Here is a 17,171-nt window from a genome sequence, read left to right as displayed (position 1 = left end):
CACATCGTCCCACTCCAGATCGGCAGGCCCCGCGTGGAAGTTGTCATCGTCCCGGACGCCAAGGCAGGCGGCGAGCTCATCGCGGAGGCCGTGGCCGCCCTGGTCCGCCGCAAGCCCGACGCCCTGCTCGGCGTGGCGACCGGCTCCACCCCGCTGCCGATCTACGAGGCCCTGGCCGCCAAGGTGAAGGCCGGCGAGGTCGACGCCGGCCGGGCCCGCATCTGCCAGCTCGACGAGTACGTCGGCCTGCCGGCCGGGCACCCCGAGTCCTACCGCGCCGTCGTGCTCCGCGAGGTCGTCGAGCCGCTGGGCCTGTCCGAGGCCTCCTTCATGGGCCCCGACGGCTCCGCCACGGACCTCGTCGCCGCCTGCGAGGCGTACGACCGCGCCCTCGCCGAGGCCGGCGGCGTGGACCTCCAGCTGCTCGGCATCGGCACGGACGGGCACATCGGCTTCAACGAGCCCTGCTCCTCGCTCGCCTCCCGCACCCGGATCAAGACGCTGACCGAGCAGACCCGCATCGACAACGCGCGCTTCTTCGACGACGACATGGCCCAGGTTCCGCACCACGTCATCACCCAGGGGATCGGCACCATCCTCGACGCCCGCCACCTGGTGCTGCTCGCCACCGGCGAGGGCAAGGCCGAGGCCGTCGCGCAGACCGTCGAGGGCCCGCTGTCCGCGCTGGTCCCCGCCTCCGCGCTCCAGCTGCACCGGCACGCGACCGTCGTCGTGGACGAGGCCGCCGCCTCCAAGCTGAAGCTGGCGGACTACTTCCGGCACACCTACGCCAACAAGCCCGCGTGGCAGGGGCTTTAGGCGGCACCTCCCCACACGTACGAAGGGCCGGGCTCCCGCGGGGGCCCGGCCCTTCGTGCGCGTGGGGGCCCGAACGGCCCCGGGCATGCCCGTGCCCCCGGACAGGGCGTCCGGGGGCACGGGACAGGGCGGACCGGGATCCGGGGCTGGTCAGACCCCGGCGATGAGCTCCGCCGCCGCCCTGCCGCAGACCCGCGAGGCACCGTGCGTCGCGATGTACAGTGCCCCGCGCGGCTCGGCCCGCGGAACGCCCATCTCCACGACGACCGTGTCCGGACGGGCCGCGACCAGCGCGTCCAGGACCCGGGTCATCCACGGATGCCGGTGCGCGTCGCGGACCACCGCCACGACGGTGCGCCCGCCGGCCGCCGCGAGGACGTCCCCGGCCGCGGCGCCCTCCGCGAACACCCCGGACCCGGACCCCGGCACCAGCGCGGCCAGTTCACCGGCCACGCCCCACGGGGTCTCGTCGCCCACCGCGATGTTCGCGACGGGCGCCAGCGTGGCGACGTACGGGTCGGACACGGGCGCGGCGGCGCCGCTGGCGACCACCGCGCGCCGCGCCGCCGCCAGGCCGATGCCGGGCGCGCCCCCCTCCGGCGCGCCCGGCACGGCGGCGGCCCGGGCCTGCCGGGTCCATGCGGCCAGCTCCCGTACCCGGGCGGCGGCGTCGGCGAGCCGCTCCTCGGGGAGCGCGCCCTCCCGCACGGCCGCGATCAGGGCGCCCTGCAGCCGGAGCACGGTGGCCTCGTCGGCGAGCCCGCCGCCGACGCAGATCGCGTCGGCACCGGCCGCGATGGCGAGGACCGAGCCGCGCTCGATGCCGTACGTCCCGGCGATGGCGTTCATCTCCATGCCGTCGGTGACGATCAGGCCCTCGTAGCCGAGCTCCTTGCGCAGCAGGCCGGTCAGGATCTGCGGGCTGAGCGTGGCCGGGCGGGCAGGGTCGAGGGCAGGCACCAGGATGTGCGCGCTCATCACGGCCTTGGTGCCGGCTTCGATGGCGGCCTTGAACGGGATCAGTTCGCGCGCCTGGAGCGTGTCGAGGTCCACGTCGATGCGCGGCAGCGCGTGGTGCGAGTCGACGTTGGTGTCGCCGTGGCCCGGGAAGTGCTTGGTGCAGGCGGCGACGCCCGCGGACTGGAGGCCCTCGACGTACGCGGCGGTGTGCCGGGCGGCGAGGCGGGTGTCGGCGCCGAAGGACCGGACGCCGATGACGGGGTTGTCCGGGTTGGAGTTGACGTCGGCGGACGGGGCCCAGTTGAGGTTGACCCCGCACTCGGCGAGGCGGCGGCCCAGCTCGCGGGCGACGTCGCGGGTCAGTACGGTGTCGTCGACGGCGCCGAGGGCCAGGTTGCCGGGGAAGGACGAGCCGCCCCGGACCTCCAGACGGGTGACGTCGCCGCCCTCCTCGTCGATCGCCACGAGGACGTCGTCCCGCTCGGCCCGCAGCTGCGCGGTGAGCGCGGCGAGCTGCTCGGGCGTGGCGATGTTGCGGCCGAAGAGGCCGACGGCGGTCAGCCCTTCGCCGACCCGGCGGAGCAGCCACGCCGGGGCGGTGGTGCCCTCGAAGCCGGGCTGCAGGACCGCGAGGGCGTCGCGGGTCAACGTGTCGACGCGGTGCGCAAGGACAGTCATGTGCCGTTATCCCTTCACGGCGCCGGAGGTCATGCCGCCGACGGCCTTGCGCTGGAGGAAGACGAAGATCACCAGGACCGGGACCGCGAACAGCGTGGACGCGGCCATGGTGGCGCCCCAGTCGTTGCCGAAGGCCGTCTGGAACTGGGTCAGCCACAGGGGCAGGGTCTGGGCGGTCTTGTCCTTGTTGAGGATCAGGACCATTGCGAACTCGTTCCAGGCGGTGATGAAGCCGAAGAGCGAGGTGGACATCAGCCCGGGCGCCAGCAGCGGGAAGATCACCTTGAGGAAGGCCTGGCCGCGGGTACAGCCGTCGATCTGGGCGGCCTCCTCCAGCGTCACCGGGACCGCGGCGATGAAGCCGCGCAGGGTCCAGATGGTGAAGGGCAGGACCATCACGAAGTAGATCGCGGTCAGCAGCGGGAGGCTGTTCAGCATCTCGGCGTCACGGGCGATCATGTACATCGCGATGACCATGACCTCCCAGGGGGCCATCTGCGCCATCATGACGCCCAGCACCAGGCCCTTGCGGCCCCTGAACTTCATCCGGGCGATGGCGAAGCTCGCGGCGAGGGCCACGACCAGGGCCAGTACCACGGCGCCGACGGTGACCAGCAGGCTGTTCTGCACGTACGTCCAGAACAGCTCGACACCGGTGGCCTTGGTGAAGTTGTCCAGCGTCGGGGTGAAGACGAAGACGGGGTCCTTGGAGAGGATCTGCCCGGACGGCTTGAGGGCCGAGGAGAACATCCAGTAGACGGGGAAGACGAAGACCACGGCCAGGACGAGGGCGCCCAGGTTCTTCGCCACGGCGGCGGGACGCAGCGGGCGGCGCGTGCGCAGCTGCCGCGCGGGCTTCGGGGCGGCGGGTGCGGGCTTCGGCGCGGTGGTGGTGCTCACTGCTCCTCCTCCTGCTTCAGGATCAGGCGGAAGTAGAAGGACATGACGATCACGAGCATCACGATCGTCAGGACGGAGATCGCGGCCGCGAGCGCGTAGTGGCTCTGGCTCTGACCCTCGACGAAGGCGAAGACGGGCAGGGTCTCGGAGCCGCGGTCGGGGCCGCCGCGGTTCATCGCGTAGACCTGGGTGAAGGCTTTGAAGACCCAGATCACCTCAAGGAACGTGGTGACGAGGAAGAACGGCTTGAGGTTCGGAAAAACGACCTGCCAGAACGTCTGCCAGCCGTTCGCGCCGTCCATCCGCGCGGCCTCGTACAGCTCGCCGCCGACGGTGGTCAGGCCGGCGTACATGTTGAGGGCGACGAAGGGGACGGAGCCCCAGACCACCAGGATCGTGACGATCACCAGGGTGGAGAAGCCGGACTCGAACCAGTTGTGCTGCTCGTAGCCGGAGAAGCCGGCGGTGCGCATGACCCAGTTCATGACGCCGAACTGCTCGTCGAACAGCCACTGGAAGACGGTGACGGACGCGACGATCGGCATGGCCCAGGCCATCACCAGGGCCATCGACAGGACCAGGCGCATCCACTTGCCGAGGCGGTTCAGCAGGATCCCGAGGAGGCTGCCGATCACCATGATCAGGGCGACGTTGGCCGCGGTGAAGGCGAAGGTGCGCGCGACGACGGTCCAGAAGTGCGAATCGCCCAGCAGCCGGGTGTAGTTCTCGACGCCGTTGAAGGGCGCCTTCCGCTGGATGAACTCGATCTTGTCGACCTTCTGGAACGACAGGACGACGTTCTTGGCCAGCGGGTACAGCAGCAGCGTGGCCAGGCTGAGGACCGCGGGCCCGATCAGGAGGTACGGCAGCCAGCCCGAGGGAAGCGACTTTCTGCCCCGGCGAGGAGACGAGGGAGTGGTCCCGGTGGTGGTGGGCGGCGTCTGCTGCCGTCCGGCGGACTTCGGTGGTGCGTCCTGTGGAGCGGTCACCGCTCCCTGGGAGTGCACGGTCATGTCTTGGTTACCTCGGCTGCGGTCGGGCGTCGCATACGTCTGTCAATGCGCGACCGGGGTACGGCGGACGCCGGGCGCCGGCCGCACCCCCGGTGCTGCGTGCTACTTGTTGATGCGGTTCGCGATTTCCCTGTCCGCGTCCGCGCCCGCCTTGGCGGCGTCCTCACCCTTCAGGACCTTGGTCATGAACTCCTTGAGCGGGTTGGGCTCGGTCTCGACGTTCGCCCAGCCCGGGGTGACCGGGGTGATGCGGCCGTTGACGCCGCCCTTGCCCATGGCCTCGGCGAAGGAGCCCGCGGCGGGGGCGAAGTTCGCGGCGGCCTGGTTCGGGAGCAGCGCGCCCTTGACCTCGGCGGCGTACTTCGTCATCTGGTCCTTGCCGGCGGCGAGGGCGAGCCACTCCTTGGCGAGCTCCTTGTTCTTGGAGCGCTCGGCGACGGCGAGGTTCGAGCCGCCGAGGAAGACGGTGCCCGGCTTGTCGGCGGTCTTGCCCGGGATCGGGAAGTAGCCGAAGTCGGCTTCCTTGCCCGCGTCCTTCAGGGCCTTCTCCGCACCGCCGGCCTCCCAGCCGAGACCGATCCAGGAGGCGACGCCGCCCTTGGGAACGATGTCGGTGGACTGCTGCGGGGTGGCCTCGTCCTTGTCCTTCGGGGCGGTGGAGTAGGCCTGGAGCTTCTTGTAGAACTCCATCGCGGAGGCGGCCTGGGGGGTGCCGAGACCGCCCTTCCACTTGCCGCCGTCCTTGACGGCGAGCTCGCCGCCCTCGTCCCAGATGAAGCCGGCGAGGACGTACCAGCTCTGGCCGGGGAGGTAGATGGGCTGGGTGGACGGGTCGGAGGCCTTCAGCTTCTCCAGGCCGGCGATCCACTCGTCGCGGGTGGTCGGCGGGGTGACGCCGGCCTTGGCGAAGGCCTTCTTGTCGTAGACGACGACGCGGTTGGCGGCGTACCACGGGGCGGAGTAGAGCTTGCCCTCGTACTCGGCCGAGGCGAGCATGCTCTTCTGCCAGGCGTCCGCGCCGAACTTGGGCTTGTCCTTGGTCAGGTCGGCGAGGCCGCCGGTGACCGCGTAGCCGGCGGTCTGGGTGTTGCCGAGCTCGAGGACGTCCGGCGGAGTGTTCTCGGAGAGGGCCGTGGTGACCTTCTCCTGGATCCCCTTCCACTGCTGCTCTTCGACCTTTACGGTGACACCCGGGTGCTTGGCCGAGAACTCCTTGTTGACCTCGTCGATCCAGGCCTTCGGCGCTGAGCCGTCCATCACCCAGACGGTGATCTCCTTGGCGCCGCCGGCGTCGGTCTTGCCCTTGTCGTCGCCGTCGTTGCCGCCGCACGCCGCGAGGCCGACCACCATGCCCGCGACACCGACCGCCGCGATGAGCTTGCGCTTCACGCCACCCTCCTCAGGGATGCTCTGCACTTCCCTCGCCCGCCGCGGTGACGTACCAAGTACTGCCCGTGGGGCCGGGATCCGATCCATATTGGTGTAGACCAGTAACCGGGAGCTTGGCCTAGACCTTTAGGGGTGTCAAGGGTCTAATGAGCGGGTGATCGGTCCGTTACCGGACCGACACCTGGGGGAGGGAGGAGGCCTGCCCTCCCACCCGTGTCACCATGTGACCGCACATATCGGAGGAGCCGGTGACGGCAGCGAAACTGGAGTCGGGAAGGCGGGCGGCGATGTCCACCGAAGGGGCGACCACGGAGCCGGAGGGCGGGGCAGCCACTCGCACGGCGCGCGTGCCCAAGTACTACCGACTCAAGCGGCACTTGCTCGACATGACCGAAACGCTGCCCCCCGGCACGCCGGTACCGCCGGAGCGCACGCTCGCGGCCGAGTTCGACACCTCGCGGACCACCGTGCGCCAGGCACTCCAGGAGCTCGTCGTCGAGGGCCGGCTGGAGCGCATCCAGGGCAAGGGCACCTTCGTCGCGAAACCGAAGGTCTCCCAGCCCCTCCAACTGTCCTCGTACACGGAGGACATGCGGGCGCAGGGGCTGGAGCCCACCTCCCAACTCCTCGACATCGGCTACGTGACGGCCGACGACACCCTGGCCGGGCTCCTCAAGATCGCCACGGGCGGCCGGGTGCTGCGCATCGAGCGGCTGCGCCTCGCCAGCGGTGAGCCGATGGCCATCGAGACCACCCACCTCTCGGCCAAGCGGTTCCCCGCGCTGCGCCGGTCGCTGGCCAAGTACACCTCCCTCTACACCGCCCTGGCCGAGGTGTACGACGTACGGCTCGCGGAGGCCGAGGAGACGATCGAGACCTCCCTGGCCACCCCGCGCGAGGCGGGCCTGCTGGGCACCGACGTCGGCCTGCCGATGCTGATGCTCTCCCGGCACTCGCTGGACGCCGACGGCGAGCCCGTCGAGTGGGTGCGGTCGGTGTACCGCGGCGATCGCTACAAATTCGTGGCACGCCTCCAGCGCCCTGCCGTCTGACGGATCGGCGACCGCAGCACGTGGACGGGCCCCGCTCGGCACGGGCGGACCGGCCCGTCCGGCCCCACCCCACCCGTCGGTCGCCGCTTCGGCAAGATCGGGGCTACGTCAAAAGTTCGTCGCTCGTCTCTGGGCCCGGCCAACTGATCCGTGCTTGACTCTCGTTCCGCTATACGGACGGGGGCTTACGTTCACCGGGCGGGCCCCCGTAGATTCCCTGCGCTTACGCAGATGATCAACGAGGGGACGAGGATCATGCCGGAACCGGAAGCAACAGGTACAGAACGGAACGAGGCGAGTCCGGGCACGGCGGTGGACTCGCCCTCCCCGGCAGGGGGCGCGTCCCCGCAATCGGCGAAGTCCGTCGCCGTCTGGGTGCTCGTCGGCCTCGTCGGAGCACTCGGCTGGGGCATCCTCGCGCTCTCGCGCGGCGAGGAGATCTCGGCCGCCTGGCTGCTCGCCGCCGCGCTGGGCTCGTACGCCATCGGCTACCGGTTCTACGCGCGCTTCATCGCCGAGCGGGTCCTGAAGGTCGACAAGACGCGGGCCACCCCGGCCGAACGCCTCGACAACGGTGTCGACTTCCACCCCACCGACCGCCGGGTGCTCTTCGGCCACCACTTCGCCGCCGTCGCCGGCGCCGGCCCGCTGGTCGGCCCCGTGCTCGCCGCGCAGATGGGCTACCTGCCGGGCACCATCTGGATCGTCGCGGGCGTCATATTCGCGGGCGCCGTCCAGGACATGGTCACCCTCTTCTTCTCCACCCGCCGCGACGGGCGCTCGCTCGGCCAGATGGCGCGCGACGAGATCGGCCCCGTCGGCGGAGCCGCCGCCCTGGTCGCCGTGTTCGCCATCATGATCATCCTGCTGGCGGTGCTCGCCCTGGTGATCGTCAACGCGCTGGCGCACTCCCCCTGGGGCGTCTTCTCCATCGGCATGACGATCCCGATCGCCCTCTTCATGGGCTTCTACCTGCGCGTACTGCGGCCGGGCCGGGTCACCGAGATCTCCGTCATCGGCGTCGCGCTGCTGCTGCTCGCCATCGTCGCGGGCGGCTGGGTCGCCGAGTCCTCGCTGGCGAGCACCTTCACGCTGGAGAAGGAGACCCTGGTCCTCTGGATGGTCGCGTACGGCTTCATCGCGTCGGTGCTTCCGGTGTGGATGCTGCTCGCGCCCCGCGACTACCTCTCCACCTTCATGAAGGTGGGCACCATCGCGCTCCTCGCCCTGGGCGTGGTCGTCGCCATGCCGACCCTGAAGATGCCTGCGGTCACCGACTTCGCCGCCCGCGGGGACGGTCCGGTCTTCGCCGGGTCGATGTTCCCCTTCGTCTTCATCACCATCGCCTGCGGCGCCCTGTCCGGCTTCCACGCGCTGGTCTCCTCGGGTACCACGCCGAAGATGATCCAGAAGGAGACCCAGGTCCGGGTCATCGGCTACGGCGCCATGCTGACGGAGTCCTTCGTCGCCGTCATGGCGATCATCGCGGCCACCATCATCGAGCCCGGCCTGTTCTTCGCGGTGAACTCCCCCGCCGGCGTCATCGGCACCACGGTCGAGACCGCCTCCCAGGCCGTGGCCCACTTCGGCTTCGCCATCTCGCCCGAGTACCTCACCCAGGCCGCGAAGGACGTCGAGGAGGCGAGCCTGCTGTCCCGGACGGGCGGCGCGCCGACCTTCGCACTCGGAATGTCGGAGATCTTCTCGTCCGTGATCGGCGGCGCCGGGACGAAGGCGTTCTGGTACCACTTCGCGATCATGTTCGAGGCCCTGTTCATCCTGACCACCCTCGACGCGGGCACCCGGGTCGGCCGGTTCATGCTCCAGGACACCCTCGGCAACGTGCACAAGCCCTTCAAGGACATCAGCTGGAAGCCGGGCGTATGGCTGGCCAGCGCGCTCGTCGTCGGCGGCTGGGGCTACTTCCTGTGGGTCGGCATCAAGGACCCGCTGGGCGGAATCAACCAGCTGTTCCCGCTGTTCGGGATCGCGAACCAGCTGCTGGCGGCGGTGGCCCTGGCCGTCTGCACCACGCTGCTGGTGAAGTCCGGGCGGCTCACGTGGGCCTGGGTGACCGGCGTCCCGCTGGCCTGGGACGTGGCCGTCACGCTCACCGCGAGCTACCAGAAGGTGTTCTCCGACGACGTGAAGGTCGGCTTCTTCGCGCAGCGCGACAAGTACCAGGAGGGCATCGACGCCGGGAAGGTACTCAAGCCCGCCAAGAACATGGACGAGATGCACACCATCGTCACCAACGCCACGGTCGACGGCGTGCTGTCGGCGCTCTTCGCGGCCCTGATCATCATCGTGCTGCTGGACGCGGCACGGACCTGCCTCAAGGCGGTCGGCAGCCCCGAGACGGTCAGGCTGTCCGAGGTCCCGTGGACCGAGTCGAAGATCATCGCCCCGGCCGGGCTCATCGCGACGGCCGAGGAGCGGGCCGAGCTCGCCGCCGCCGGCCTGGACGCGGGCGGCGGCCGCGCGAAGGAGCCGGTGGCGTGAGCGGCGTCCGCGCGGCGCTGGCGAAGGCGCGGTTCTTCGTACGGGAGTTCTCGGGCGAGGCGGCGTACGACCGGTACGTCGCGCACGCCCGCTCGCACGACCCCAAGGCCGAGGTCCTGACCCGGCGCGCCTTCGAACGCGCCCGCACGGACTCCCGCGAGGCGGACCCCCGCGAGGGCTTCCGCTGCTGCTGAACCGGGTGAAGGGCCGCCGCGCACCGCGGCGGCCCTTCACCGTTCAGCGCACCCAGTCTTTGAGGGGCTCGGTCTGGAGGGTGATGTCGACAGGGTCCGGGAGCAAGATGTCCTTGCCGTAGGGGACAGTACGGACGTTCTCGTAACGTCGGCCGTTGGGCTCGCTGTAGACGGAGATCTCACACTTGGCCCGGTCGATCAGCAGGTAGACCGGGATACCCGTCTCCGCGTATGCGCGGGGCTTCTCGACATGGTCACGCCGGTGGGTGTCCGAATCCCACGAGGTCACCTCGACGGCCATGAGGATCGGGTCGGGGTCGACCCAGTCGCCCTGCCCGGCGAACGCCCTGGAAGGCGCCAGCACCGCGTCCGGGATGGCCCGCCCTCCCCGATACGACTGGGCCTTGATGCCCTGCCCCCCGTGCAGCCAGAGTTCCGGCCGGTACTGCATGCAGATCCGCGTCAGCCACTCGATGATCGTCTGGTGGTCGCCGTCCGGCATGGCCTTGCTCCTGATAACCCCGTCGATGAACTCCAGCCGCGTCCCCTCCCTCATGCGAGCCGCTATGCGCGCCAGGTCCTCGAAGTCTTCGGTCGTCATGTGGGGCCGGTCGGTCATCACGGTCATGCCTCGCTCGCCTTCCTCGACGGTGCTGTCTCCGACGATAGCGCCGGGCGCCGACAGCCGTCCGGCACACTCGACCGCATGGACATCGTGATCAGGCAGGCGCTGGCGGCGGAGTACGGGACGCTCGGAGAGATCACCGCCCAGGCCTATCTCGGCGACGGGCTGCTGACCTTCGGCGAGGAGGACCCGTACCTCGCGCGGCTGCGGGACGTGGCCGGGCGGGCCGCCGTCAGCGAGATACTGGTCGCCGCGCGGAGCGACGGGCAGCTGCTCGGAGGCGTGGCCTTCGCCCCGCCCGGGAGTTCGTTCCGCGACATCGCCGGTACCGACGAGGCCGAGTTCCGGATGCTGGCAGTCGCCCGGGAGGGCCGCGGACGGGGCGCCGGCGAGGCTCTCGTACGGGCCTGTATCGAGCGCGCCCGGGCGCTCGACGGGGTACGGCGCCTGGTGCTGTCCACGTCGGACGACATGACCGGGGCCCACCGGATCTACGAACGCCTGGGCTTCACACGGACCCCGGAACGCGACTGGGAGCCTTTCCCCGGCCTCTCTCTGCTCACGTACGGTCTCGATCTGTAGCCACTGCGACACAACATCTAGGGGGTCACCCAGGGGGTGGCCCCCACATGTATGCTCATCTTCGCTGTCGCCGCAGGGGAATCCGGTGCGAATCCGGAACTGTCCCGCAACGGTATGAAGTACACCCATAGGTGTCACCGAAGTCCGAGGACCTGCCGACAGTGCGCCCGGCTCGACCGAACCGGGTGCCGACACGTCCGGGCCTCGCGGTTGGGCCGGTGGACGCCGCGCGGTGTGCCCCGACAGGGCCCGCGCGCGCCCGCTCGCGCCCGCACCACAGGTGTCCCGGAGCCGAGCGAGGGAGAGCTCCCCCCGTGACCATCGCGCCTTCCGCACCGCGCGCCGAGTCCGACCCGTCCGACACCGGAATCGAGACCGGGGGACCTGGGGCCGCGCTGCTGCGTACCCTCACCGAGCTGACGGCCGACCTCCCCGACACCGACCCGGGCCGGGTCGCCGCCGCCGCGCTCCGCGGGCGCAGCGCCGCCGCCGACGAGGCCGAACTGCGCGGGCTGGCCACGGAGGCCGCCGCCGGTCTGATCTCCGAGGACCCGGCGTACTCCCGGCTCGCCGCCCGGCTGCTGACGCTGGCCGTCGCCGAGGAAGCCGCCGGCCAGGGAGCCACCTCGTTCTCCGCCTCCGTCGCGGTCGGCCACCGCGAGGGCCTGATCGCCGACCGCACCGCCGAGTTCGTGGCGCTGCACGCGAGCCGCCTGGACGCGCTGGTCGAGCACACGCTCGCCGAGGGCGCCGACGACCGCTTCGGCTTCTTCGGCCTGCGCACCCTGCACAGCCGCTACCTGCTGCGCCACCCGATCACCCGCCAGGTCATCGAGACCCCGCAGCACTTCATGCTGCGCGTGGCCTGCGGCCTCGCCGAGAACGACAGCGTCCAGGCCGTCGAGGAAGTGGCCTCGCTGTACCGGCTGATGAGCCGCCTCGACTACCTGCCGTCCTCCCCCACGCTCTTCAACTCCGGCACCCGGCACCCGCAGATGTCCTCCTGCTACCTGCTGGACTCCCCGCTGGACGAGCTCGACTCGATCTACGACCGCTACCACCAGGTCGCGCGCCTGTCGAAGCACGCCGGCGGCATCGGCCTCTCGTACTCCCGCATCCGCGCCCGCGGTTCGCTGATCCGCGGTACGAACGGCCACTCCAACGGCATCGTGCCGTTCCTGAAGACGCTCGACGCCTCCGTCGCCGCCGTGAACCAGGGCGGCCGCCGCAAGGGCGCCGCCGCCGTCTACCTGGAGACCTGGCACGCGGACATCGAGGAGTTCCTGGAGCTCCGCGACAACACGGGCGAGGACGCCCGCCGCACCCACAACCTGAACCTGGCGCACTGGATCCCCGACGAGTTCATGCGCCGCGTGAACGCGGACGGCCAGTGGTCGCTGTTCTCCCCGGCCGACGTGCCCGAGCTGGTCGACCTGTACGGCGCCGAGTTCGACGCCGCCTACGTGAAGGCCGAGGCCGCCGGGCTGGCCAGGAAGACCATGCCCGCCCGCGACCTGTACGGCCGCATGATGCGCACCCTCGCGCAGACCGGCCAGGGCTGGATGACGTTCAAGGACGCCTCCAACCGGACCGCGAACCAGACCGCCCTGCCCGGCACGGTGGTCCACTCCTCGAACCTGTGCACCGAGATCATCGAGGTCACCAACGACGGCGAGACCGCCGTCTGCAACCTCGGCTCGGTCAACCTCGGCGCGTTCGTCCTCACAGGAGCCCGCGGCGAGGAGGGGGCGATGGACTGGGAGCGCCTCGACGAGACGGTCCGCACGGCCGTGACCTTCCTCGACCGCGTCGTGGACATCAACTTCTACCCGACCGAGCAGGCCGGCCGCTCCAACGCCAAGTGGCGTCCGGTGGGCCTGGGCGCGATGGGCCTCCAGGACGTCTTCTTCAAGCTGCGCCTGCCCTTCGACTCCGCCGAGGCCAAGGCCCTCTCGACGCGGATCGCCGAGCGGATCATGCTGGCGGCCTACGAGGCCTCCGCGGACCTGGCCGAGAAGCACGGCACCCTCCCGGCCTGGGAGCAGACCCGTACCGCCCAGGGCGTGCTGCACCCCGACCACTACGACGTCGAGCTCTCCTGGCCGGAGCGCTGGGACGCGCTGCGCGCCCGCATCGCCGCCACGGGCATGCGCAACTCGCTGCTGCTGGCCATCGCGCCGACGGCGACGATCGCCTCGATCGCGGGCGTGTACGAGTGCATCGAGCCGCAGGTCTCCAACCTCTTCAAGCGCGAGACGCTGTCGGGCGAGTTCCTCCAGGTCAACGGCTACCTGGTGGAGGACCTGAAGAAGATCGGCGTGTGGGACGCCCAGACCCGCGAGGCGCTGCGCGACTCCTCCGGCTCGGTTCAGGGCTTCAACTGGATCCCGGCCGAGGTCCGCGAGCTGTACCGCACGGCGTGGGAGATCCCGCAGCGCGGCCTGATCGACATGGCGGCGGCCCGTACCCCGTACCTGGACCAGTCGCAGTCGCTGAACCTCTTCCTGGAGACGCCCACCATCGGCAAGCTGTCGTCGATGTACGCGTACGCCTGGAAGCAGGGCCTGAAGACCACGTACTACCTGCGTTCCCGCCCGGCGACGAAGATCGCCCGCGCCGCGTCCGGCGCCGCCGTCCCGGCCGCCGCCCAGGCCGCCGCCCCCGCGAACGCCACCACCCTTCCGCAGGCCCTCGACGCCGAGGCGCTGGCCTGCTCCCTTGAGAACCCCGAGTCCTGCGAGGCCTGCCAGTAATGAGCTCCACGGAAAAGAAGAACCTCCTCGACCCGGGCTTCGAGCTGACCCTGCGCCCCATGCGCTACCCGGACTTCTACGAGCGCTACCGGGACGCGATCAAGAACACCTGGACCGTCGAGGAGGTCGACCTCCACTCGGACGTCGCCGACCTCGCGAAGCTGACGCCCGCCGAGCAGCACATGATCGGCCGCCTCGTCGCGTTCTTCGCCACGGGCGACTCGATCGTCTCGAACAACCTGGTGCTGACGCTCTACAAGCACATCAACTCCCCGGAGGCGCGCCTGTACCTGTCGCGCCAGCTGTTCGAGGAGGCCGTGCACGTCCAGTTCTACCTGACGCTGCTCGACACCTACCTGCCCGACCCGGACGACCGCGCGGCCGCCTTCGACGCGGTCGAGGAGATCCCGTCGATCCGCGAGAAGGCGCAGTTCTGCTTCAAGTGGATGGACTCGGTCGAGAAGATCGAGCGGCTGGAGACGCAGGCCGACCGACGCCGCTTCCTGCTGAACCTGATCTGCTTCGCCGCGTGCATCGAGGGCCTGTTCTTCTACGGCGCCTTCGCGTACGTGTACTGGTTCCGGTCCCGCGGTCTGCTGCACGGCCTGGCCACCGGCACCAACTGGGTGTTCCGCGACGAGACCATGCACATGAACTTCGCGTTCGAGGTCGTGGACACGGTCCGCAAGGAGGAGCCGGAGCTCTTCGACGAGACCCTCCAGCAGCAGGTCACGGACATGCTGAAGGAGGCCGTCGAGGCGGAGCTGCAGTTCGGCCGCGACCTGTGCGGTGACGGCCTGCCCGGCATGAACACCGAGTCGATGCGCGAGTACCTGGAGTGCGTCGCGGACCAGCGCCTTGTCCGCCTCGGCTTCCCGCCGGTCTACGGCTCGCAGAACCCGTTCTCGTTCATGGAGCTCCAGGGCGTCCAGGAGCTGACGAACTTCTTCGAGCGGCGTCCGTCGGCCTACCAGGTCGCGGTCGAGGGCACGGTCGACCTGGACGAGGACTTCTAAGTCCTGTCCGGCCGCCGCGGCCCGTCCGCGCAGCCGGCTCGGAAACGTCCGCGCCCCCGGGGAGACCCGGGGGCGCGGACGTTCCGCCGTGCGCGCGTGCCGTTCGCCCTACTTCTTGCAGGTGACGTTGGCGCTCGCCTGCGCCGTCTTGCCCTGCGAAGGCCCGTTGTCGATCACGATCTTCTGGGTCAGGGTGGCCGTCGTCACACCGGCCGGAACGGCCGCCTGGTCGGTCACCGTCTTGACCTCGTTGTCGCCGCCGGAGAACTCCACGGTTCCCGGCACCTTTCCGGAGGCCCGCTCCCAGTGGTACTGGATCGTGCCGGCGCCCATGCCCACGAGGTTCGCGGTGAACCGGATGCCTTGGGCGCAGTCGGCCTCGCCGGACGCCGGAGTGGCCGTCACCTGGACCAGCCTGATGGTGACGTTGCGGGAGGTGTTCCCCTTCTGGCGGTCCTCCTGGCCCTCCTTCTCGCCCACCTTGCCGCCCTTGGCCTGGCCCTCCTTGAACCCGGTCTCGTAGCCCTTGCCGTAGGCGTCCTGGAAGGTCTTGAGCGCGAGGTCCTGGCACTCGTCGGCCGTGAGGCCGGGCTTCTTCTTGTTGAACGCGTCGTCGTAGCTCTGGCGGTAGGTGTCCGCGAAGCCGTCCACGCGGCCGTCCTTGAGGCCCTCGCTGTGGCCCACCGCGAACGCGTCCTTGTCCAGCGCGATCGGGTCGCAGGCGGGAGGCGCCGCCCCCAGGGTCGCGGTGATGGTCTTCGTGTCCTTCCCGACCCCGCCGACGAACGTGGTCGTGATGAACCACAAGGCGCCGGCGGGCCGGAAGTCGTGCACCACGTCCATGCCGGCCCGCCCCGGGAGCCGTGTCGAACGGAGGGATTACGCGTTCGGAACCGTCTCGTAGCGCGGGGTGCCCTCTTCCATCTGGCGCAGGGCGTCCTTGCGGTCCCGCTTCGAGAGGCGGTCGATGTACAGGTACCCGTACAGGTGGTCCGTCTCGTGCTGGAGGCAGCGCGCGAAGTAGCCGGTGCCACGGACCTTGATCGGGTTGCCCTGGGCGTCCTGGCCGGTCACCTCGGCGTAGTCCGGGCGGGCCAGTGCGGCGTACGCCGTCGGGACCGACAGGCAGCCCTCGTTGGAGTCGTCGAGCACGCGGGAGGCGGCCGGCAGCTCCACCAGCTTCGGGTTGACCACGACACCGGTGTGGCGCATGCCCTCGTCGTCCGGGCAGTCGTAGACGAAGACCTTCGCGTCCACGCCGATCTGGTTCGCGGCGAGGCCCACGCCCTCGGCGGCCTTCTGACTGGCGAACATGTCGTCGATCAGCTGCGCGAGTTCGTCGCCGAACTCGGTGACGTCCTTGCACTCGCGGTGCAGGACGGGGTTGCCGACCACCGTGATGGGGCGGACGGTGCCGCGCTCGCGGTGGGCGAGCTCGCGCGCCTCACAGTCCTCGGTGTCCACGACGTACCCGTCGTTGACGATCTCGACGACCTCGTTCTCCTGCTGCGCCATGTCCGCCGTACGCCTTCCGTAAGTCCACCCGTTCACCAATGTGCCGGTACAGCCTACGGTGCCCGGTCAGCAGACTTCTTCGAGATCCCGCCACTCCCGGGTGTCCGGACTGTCCGCGACCCAGCCGTCGAGCAGTCCGCGCACCAGACCGGCCGGCGCCGCGATGCCGCATTCGCGCTCCGGCACCCACAGCGGGCCGGAGCCGTTCGTACGGTGGCCCAGCGGCCCCGGATGTCCCGGTTCGCTGTGGTCGTGCGGGTCGAGCTGCTCCCCGTCGCCCTCACCGCTCGGCATCACGCTCTCCGAGCAGGTCCGGCACAGCAGCCGCACCGAGGACGACCAGTCCTCGGCAGCGAAGCCCGCGTCCGAGGCCAGCTGCTCCAGTGCGTCGCGGTCCGCCTCGGTGGCCGCTTCCAGGAGCACCACCCAGGTCGGCACCGGCGAGGGCGCCCACAGCTCGATCTCGTCGAACACCGGGTACGAAGGGCCGGCCGCGGTGACCCGCTCGCCGTGCGGGACGCCGTCGTGCAGGACGACCTCGCCCCAGCGCCGCCCCGAGGAGGGCAGCGGGATCGACAGGACCTCCATGCGGGCCGGGTCGAGCCGGCGGCCCCAGACCACCTCGGCCTCCCCTTCGGGGGACAGCCGCACGGCGGCGCTGCCGAGCTCCATGCCGACCGGTTCGCCGCCCTTGCCGTGCGGGTCCCCGGGCACCTTCAGCCCGTACGCCTGCCAGGCCCGGCGGGCCAGCGGCCAGTCCTGGAGCGCGGTCGCGGCGATCCCGACGTTCCACCAGTCCGGGGCGCCGGTCTCGCGGTCCAGCAGGGCCACGGCGCGCAGCCCGGCGGCCCGGGCCTGCTCCCAGTCGTGCCGGAACTTGTGCAGCAGGGCGAGGTTGAACCAGGACTCGGACAGCCAGGGCTCCAGGTCCGCGGCTCTCGTCAGCAGCGCACCCGCGTCCTCGTACCGCCCGTCGCCGATCAGCGTGAACGCGCGGTCGGTGGCCTGCCGCCACGAGGCGGAGGGCCGATGCCGTACCTTCCCGAAGATCCTCACGATTCCCGCCTGCTTGGGGGCACCCCCAGCGGTGGCTGGGGGACTACGGTGCAGCCTTGCGGACACCCTCACGGACACTCCTACTGGCATCCAACCATGCCCACTCGGACGGCCGCT

At 70.5% G+C, this 17,171-nt stretch carries 15 protein-coding genes and 1 riboswitch; of the genes, 7 read left to right on the top strand and 8 right to left on the bottom strand.

The annotated features are described in order from the left end of the window. Positions 1–33: 33 nt before the first annotated feature. Complete coding sequence (gene nagB / locus ABTY04_RS04205) at positions 34–819, top strand: glucosamine-6-phosphate deaminase (RefSeq protein ID WP_352211752.1); 786 nt, start codon at positions 34–36, stop codon at positions 817–819. Positions 820–969: 150 nt separating this feature from the next. Here the strand turns inward: nagB and ABTY04_RS04200 are convergent, their stop codons facing one another. From ABTY04_RS04200 to ABTY04_RS04185, 4 genes are all read right to left on the bottom strand, one after another. Next, positions 970–2,457, bottom strand: coding sequence for a glycoside hydrolase family 3 protein (locus ABTY04_RS04200; protein WP_352211751.1), 1,488 nt, complete (start codon positions 2,455–2,457; stop codon positions 970–972). A gap of 6 nt (positions 2,458–2,463) precedes the next feature. After that, positions 2,464–3,300 carry a carbohydrate ABC transporter permease gene (locus ABTY04_RS04195; protein ID WP_352211877.1) on the bottom strand — a complete coding sequence of 279 codons (837 nt, stop codon included), beginning with the start codon at positions 3,298–3,300 and terminating at the stop codon, positions 2,464–2,466. A gap of 53 nt (positions 3,301–3,353) precedes the next feature. Next, positions 3,354–4,370: a carbohydrate ABC transporter permease gene (locus ABTY04_RS04190; RefSeq protein WP_352211750.1), complete on the bottom strand. Its 1,017-nt coding sequence runs from the start codon at positions 4,368–4,370 to the stop codon at positions 3,354–3,356. A 102-nt stretch (positions 4,371–4,472) separates the two neighbouring features. Beyond that, entirely contained in the window at positions 4,473–5,759 is a 1,287-nt protein-coding gene (locus ABTY04_RS04185) for an extracellular solute-binding protein (RefSeq protein ID WP_352211749.1), read from the bottom strand. Positions 5,760–6,046: 287 nt separating this feature from the next. Here ABTY04_RS04185 and ABTY04_RS04180 point away from each other — a divergent pair, with 287 nt between their 5' ends. From ABTY04_RS04180 to ABTY04_RS04170, 3 genes are all read left to right on the top strand, one after another. After that, positions 6,047–6,811, top strand: a complete 765-nt coding sequence (locus tag ABTY04_RS04180) for a GntR family transcriptional regulator (RefSeq protein WP_030153577.1) — start codon at positions 6,047–6,049, stop codon at positions 6,809–6,811. A gap of 255 nt (positions 6,812–7,066) precedes the next feature. Then, positions 7,067–9,313 (top strand): carbon starvation CstA family protein, encoded by a 2,247-nt coding sequence (locus ABTY04_RS04175; RefSeq protein WP_352211748.1) that lies wholly within the window; start codon positions 7,067–7,069, stop codon positions 9,311–9,313. After that, complete coding sequence (locus ABTY04_RS04170; RefSeq protein ID WP_352211747.1) at positions 9,310–9,507, top strand: YbdD/YjiX family protein; 198 nt, start codon at positions 9,310–9,312, stop codon at positions 9,505–9,507. The genes ABTY04_RS04175 and ABTY04_RS04170 overlap by 4 nt, the downstream gene beginning before the upstream one ends. A gap of 43 nt (positions 9,508–9,550) precedes the next feature. Here ABTY04_RS04170 and ABTY04_RS04165 read toward each other — a convergent pair whose 3' ends face one another. Then, a complete protein-coding gene (locus ABTY04_RS04165; RefSeq protein ID WP_352211746.1) occupies positions 9,551–10,135 on the bottom strand; it encodes a Uma2 family endonuclease in 585 nt (194 codons plus the stop codon). A 78-nt stretch (positions 10,136–10,213) separates the two neighbouring features. Between ABTY04_RS04165 and ABTY04_RS04160 the strand changes: the two genes are divergently transcribed. From ABTY04_RS04160 to ABTY04_RS04150, 3 genes are all read left to right on the top strand, one after another. After that, positions 10,214–10,714, top strand: coding sequence for a GNAT family N-acetyltransferase (locus tag ABTY04_RS04160; protein WP_352211745.1), 501 nt, complete (start codon positions 10,214–10,216; stop codon positions 10,712–10,714). Positions 10,715–10,765: 51 nt separating this feature from the next. Further along, positions 10,766–10,888, top strand: a riboswitch (cobalamin riboswitch). 140 nt (positions 10,889–11,028) lie between these two features. Further along, complete coding sequence (locus ABTY04_RS04155) at positions 11,029–13,467, top strand: ribonucleoside-diphosphate reductase subunit alpha (protein WP_352211744.1); 2,439 nt, start codon at positions 11,029–11,031, stop codon at positions 13,465–13,467. Then, on the top strand, positions 13,467–14,483 hold the full coding sequence (locus tag ABTY04_RS04150; RefSeq protein WP_352211743.1) for a ribonucleotide-diphosphate reductase subunit beta: 1,017 nt from the start codon (positions 13,467–13,469) through the stop codon (positions 14,481–14,483). Before ABTY04_RS04155 ends, ABTY04_RS04150 begins: the two co-directional genes overlap by 1 nt. Positions 14,484–14,591: 108 nt before the next feature. Here the strand turns inward: ABTY04_RS04150 and ABTY04_RS04145 are convergent, their stop codons facing one another. From ABTY04_RS04145 to ABTY04_RS04135, 3 genes are all read right to left on the bottom strand, one after another. After that, positions 14,592–15,326, bottom strand: coding sequence for a hypothetical protein (locus ABTY04_RS04145; protein WP_352211741.1), 735 nt, complete (start codon positions 15,324–15,326; stop codon positions 14,592–14,594). A gap of 36 nt (positions 15,327–15,362) precedes the next feature. Continuing rightward, positions 15,363–15,998 carry a peptide deformylase gene (gene def / locus ABTY04_RS04140; protein ID WP_352211740.1) on the bottom strand — a complete coding sequence of 212 codons (636 nt, stop codon included), beginning with the start codon at positions 15,996–15,998 and terminating at the stop codon, positions 15,363–15,365. A gap of 66 nt (positions 15,999–16,064) precedes the next feature. Then, positions 16,065–17,054, bottom strand: a complete 990-nt coding sequence (locus ABTY04_RS04135) for a tetratricopeptide repeat protein (RefSeq protein WP_352211739.1) — start codon at positions 17,052–17,054, stop codon at positions 16,065–16,067. Positions 17,055–17,171 lie beyond the last annotated feature (117 nt).

This window comes from Streptomyces sp. NPDC097981, assembly GCF_040302565.1.
In the GTDB taxonomy this organism is placed as follows: Bacteria; Actinomycetota; Actinomycetes; order Streptomycetales; family Streptomycetaceae; genus Streptomyces.
Note: the sequence above shows the minus strand (reverse complement) of the source record. Positions and strands in the feature narration are given on the sequence as shown.

Excerpts from the sequence above, each read along its gene's own strand:
- def (WP_352211740.1), bottom strand. The coding sequence starts at position 15,998 with ATGGCGCAGCAGGAGAACGAGGTCGTCGAGATCGTCAACGACGGGTAC.
- ABTY04_RS04200 (WP_352211751.1), bottom strand. The coding sequence starts at position 2,457 with ATGACTGTCCTTGCGCACCGCGTCGACACGTTGACCCGCGACGCCCTC.
- ABTY04_RS04190 (WP_352211750.1), bottom strand. The coding sequence starts at position 4,370 with ATGACCGTGCACTCCCAGGGAGCGGTGACCGCTCCACAGGACGCACCA.
- ABTY04_RS04150 (WP_352211743.1), top strand. The coding sequence starts at position 13,467 with ATGAGCTCCACGGAAAAGAAGAACCTCCTCGACCCGGGCTTCGAGCTG.
- ABTY04_RS04145 (WP_352211741.1), bottom strand. The coding sequence starts at position 15,326 with ATGGACGTGGTGCACGACTTCCGGCCCGCCGGCGCCTTGTGGTTCATC.
- ABTY04_RS04175 (WP_352211748.1), top strand. The coding sequence starts at position 7,067 with ATGCCGGAACCGGAAGCAACAGGTACAGAACGGAACGAGGCGAGTCCG.
- ABTY04_RS04160 (WP_352211745.1), top strand. The coding sequence starts at position 10,214 with ATGGACATCGTGATCAGGCAGGCGCTGGCGGCGGAGTACGGGACGCTC.
- ABTY04_RS04180 (WP_030153577.1), top strand. The coding sequence starts at position 6,047 with ATGTCCACCGAAGGGGCGACCACGGAGCCGGAGGGCGGGGCAGCCACT.
- ABTY04_RS04165 (WP_352211746.1), bottom strand. The coding sequence starts at position 10,135 with ATGACCGTGATGACCGACCGGCCCCACATGACGACCGAAGACTTCGAG.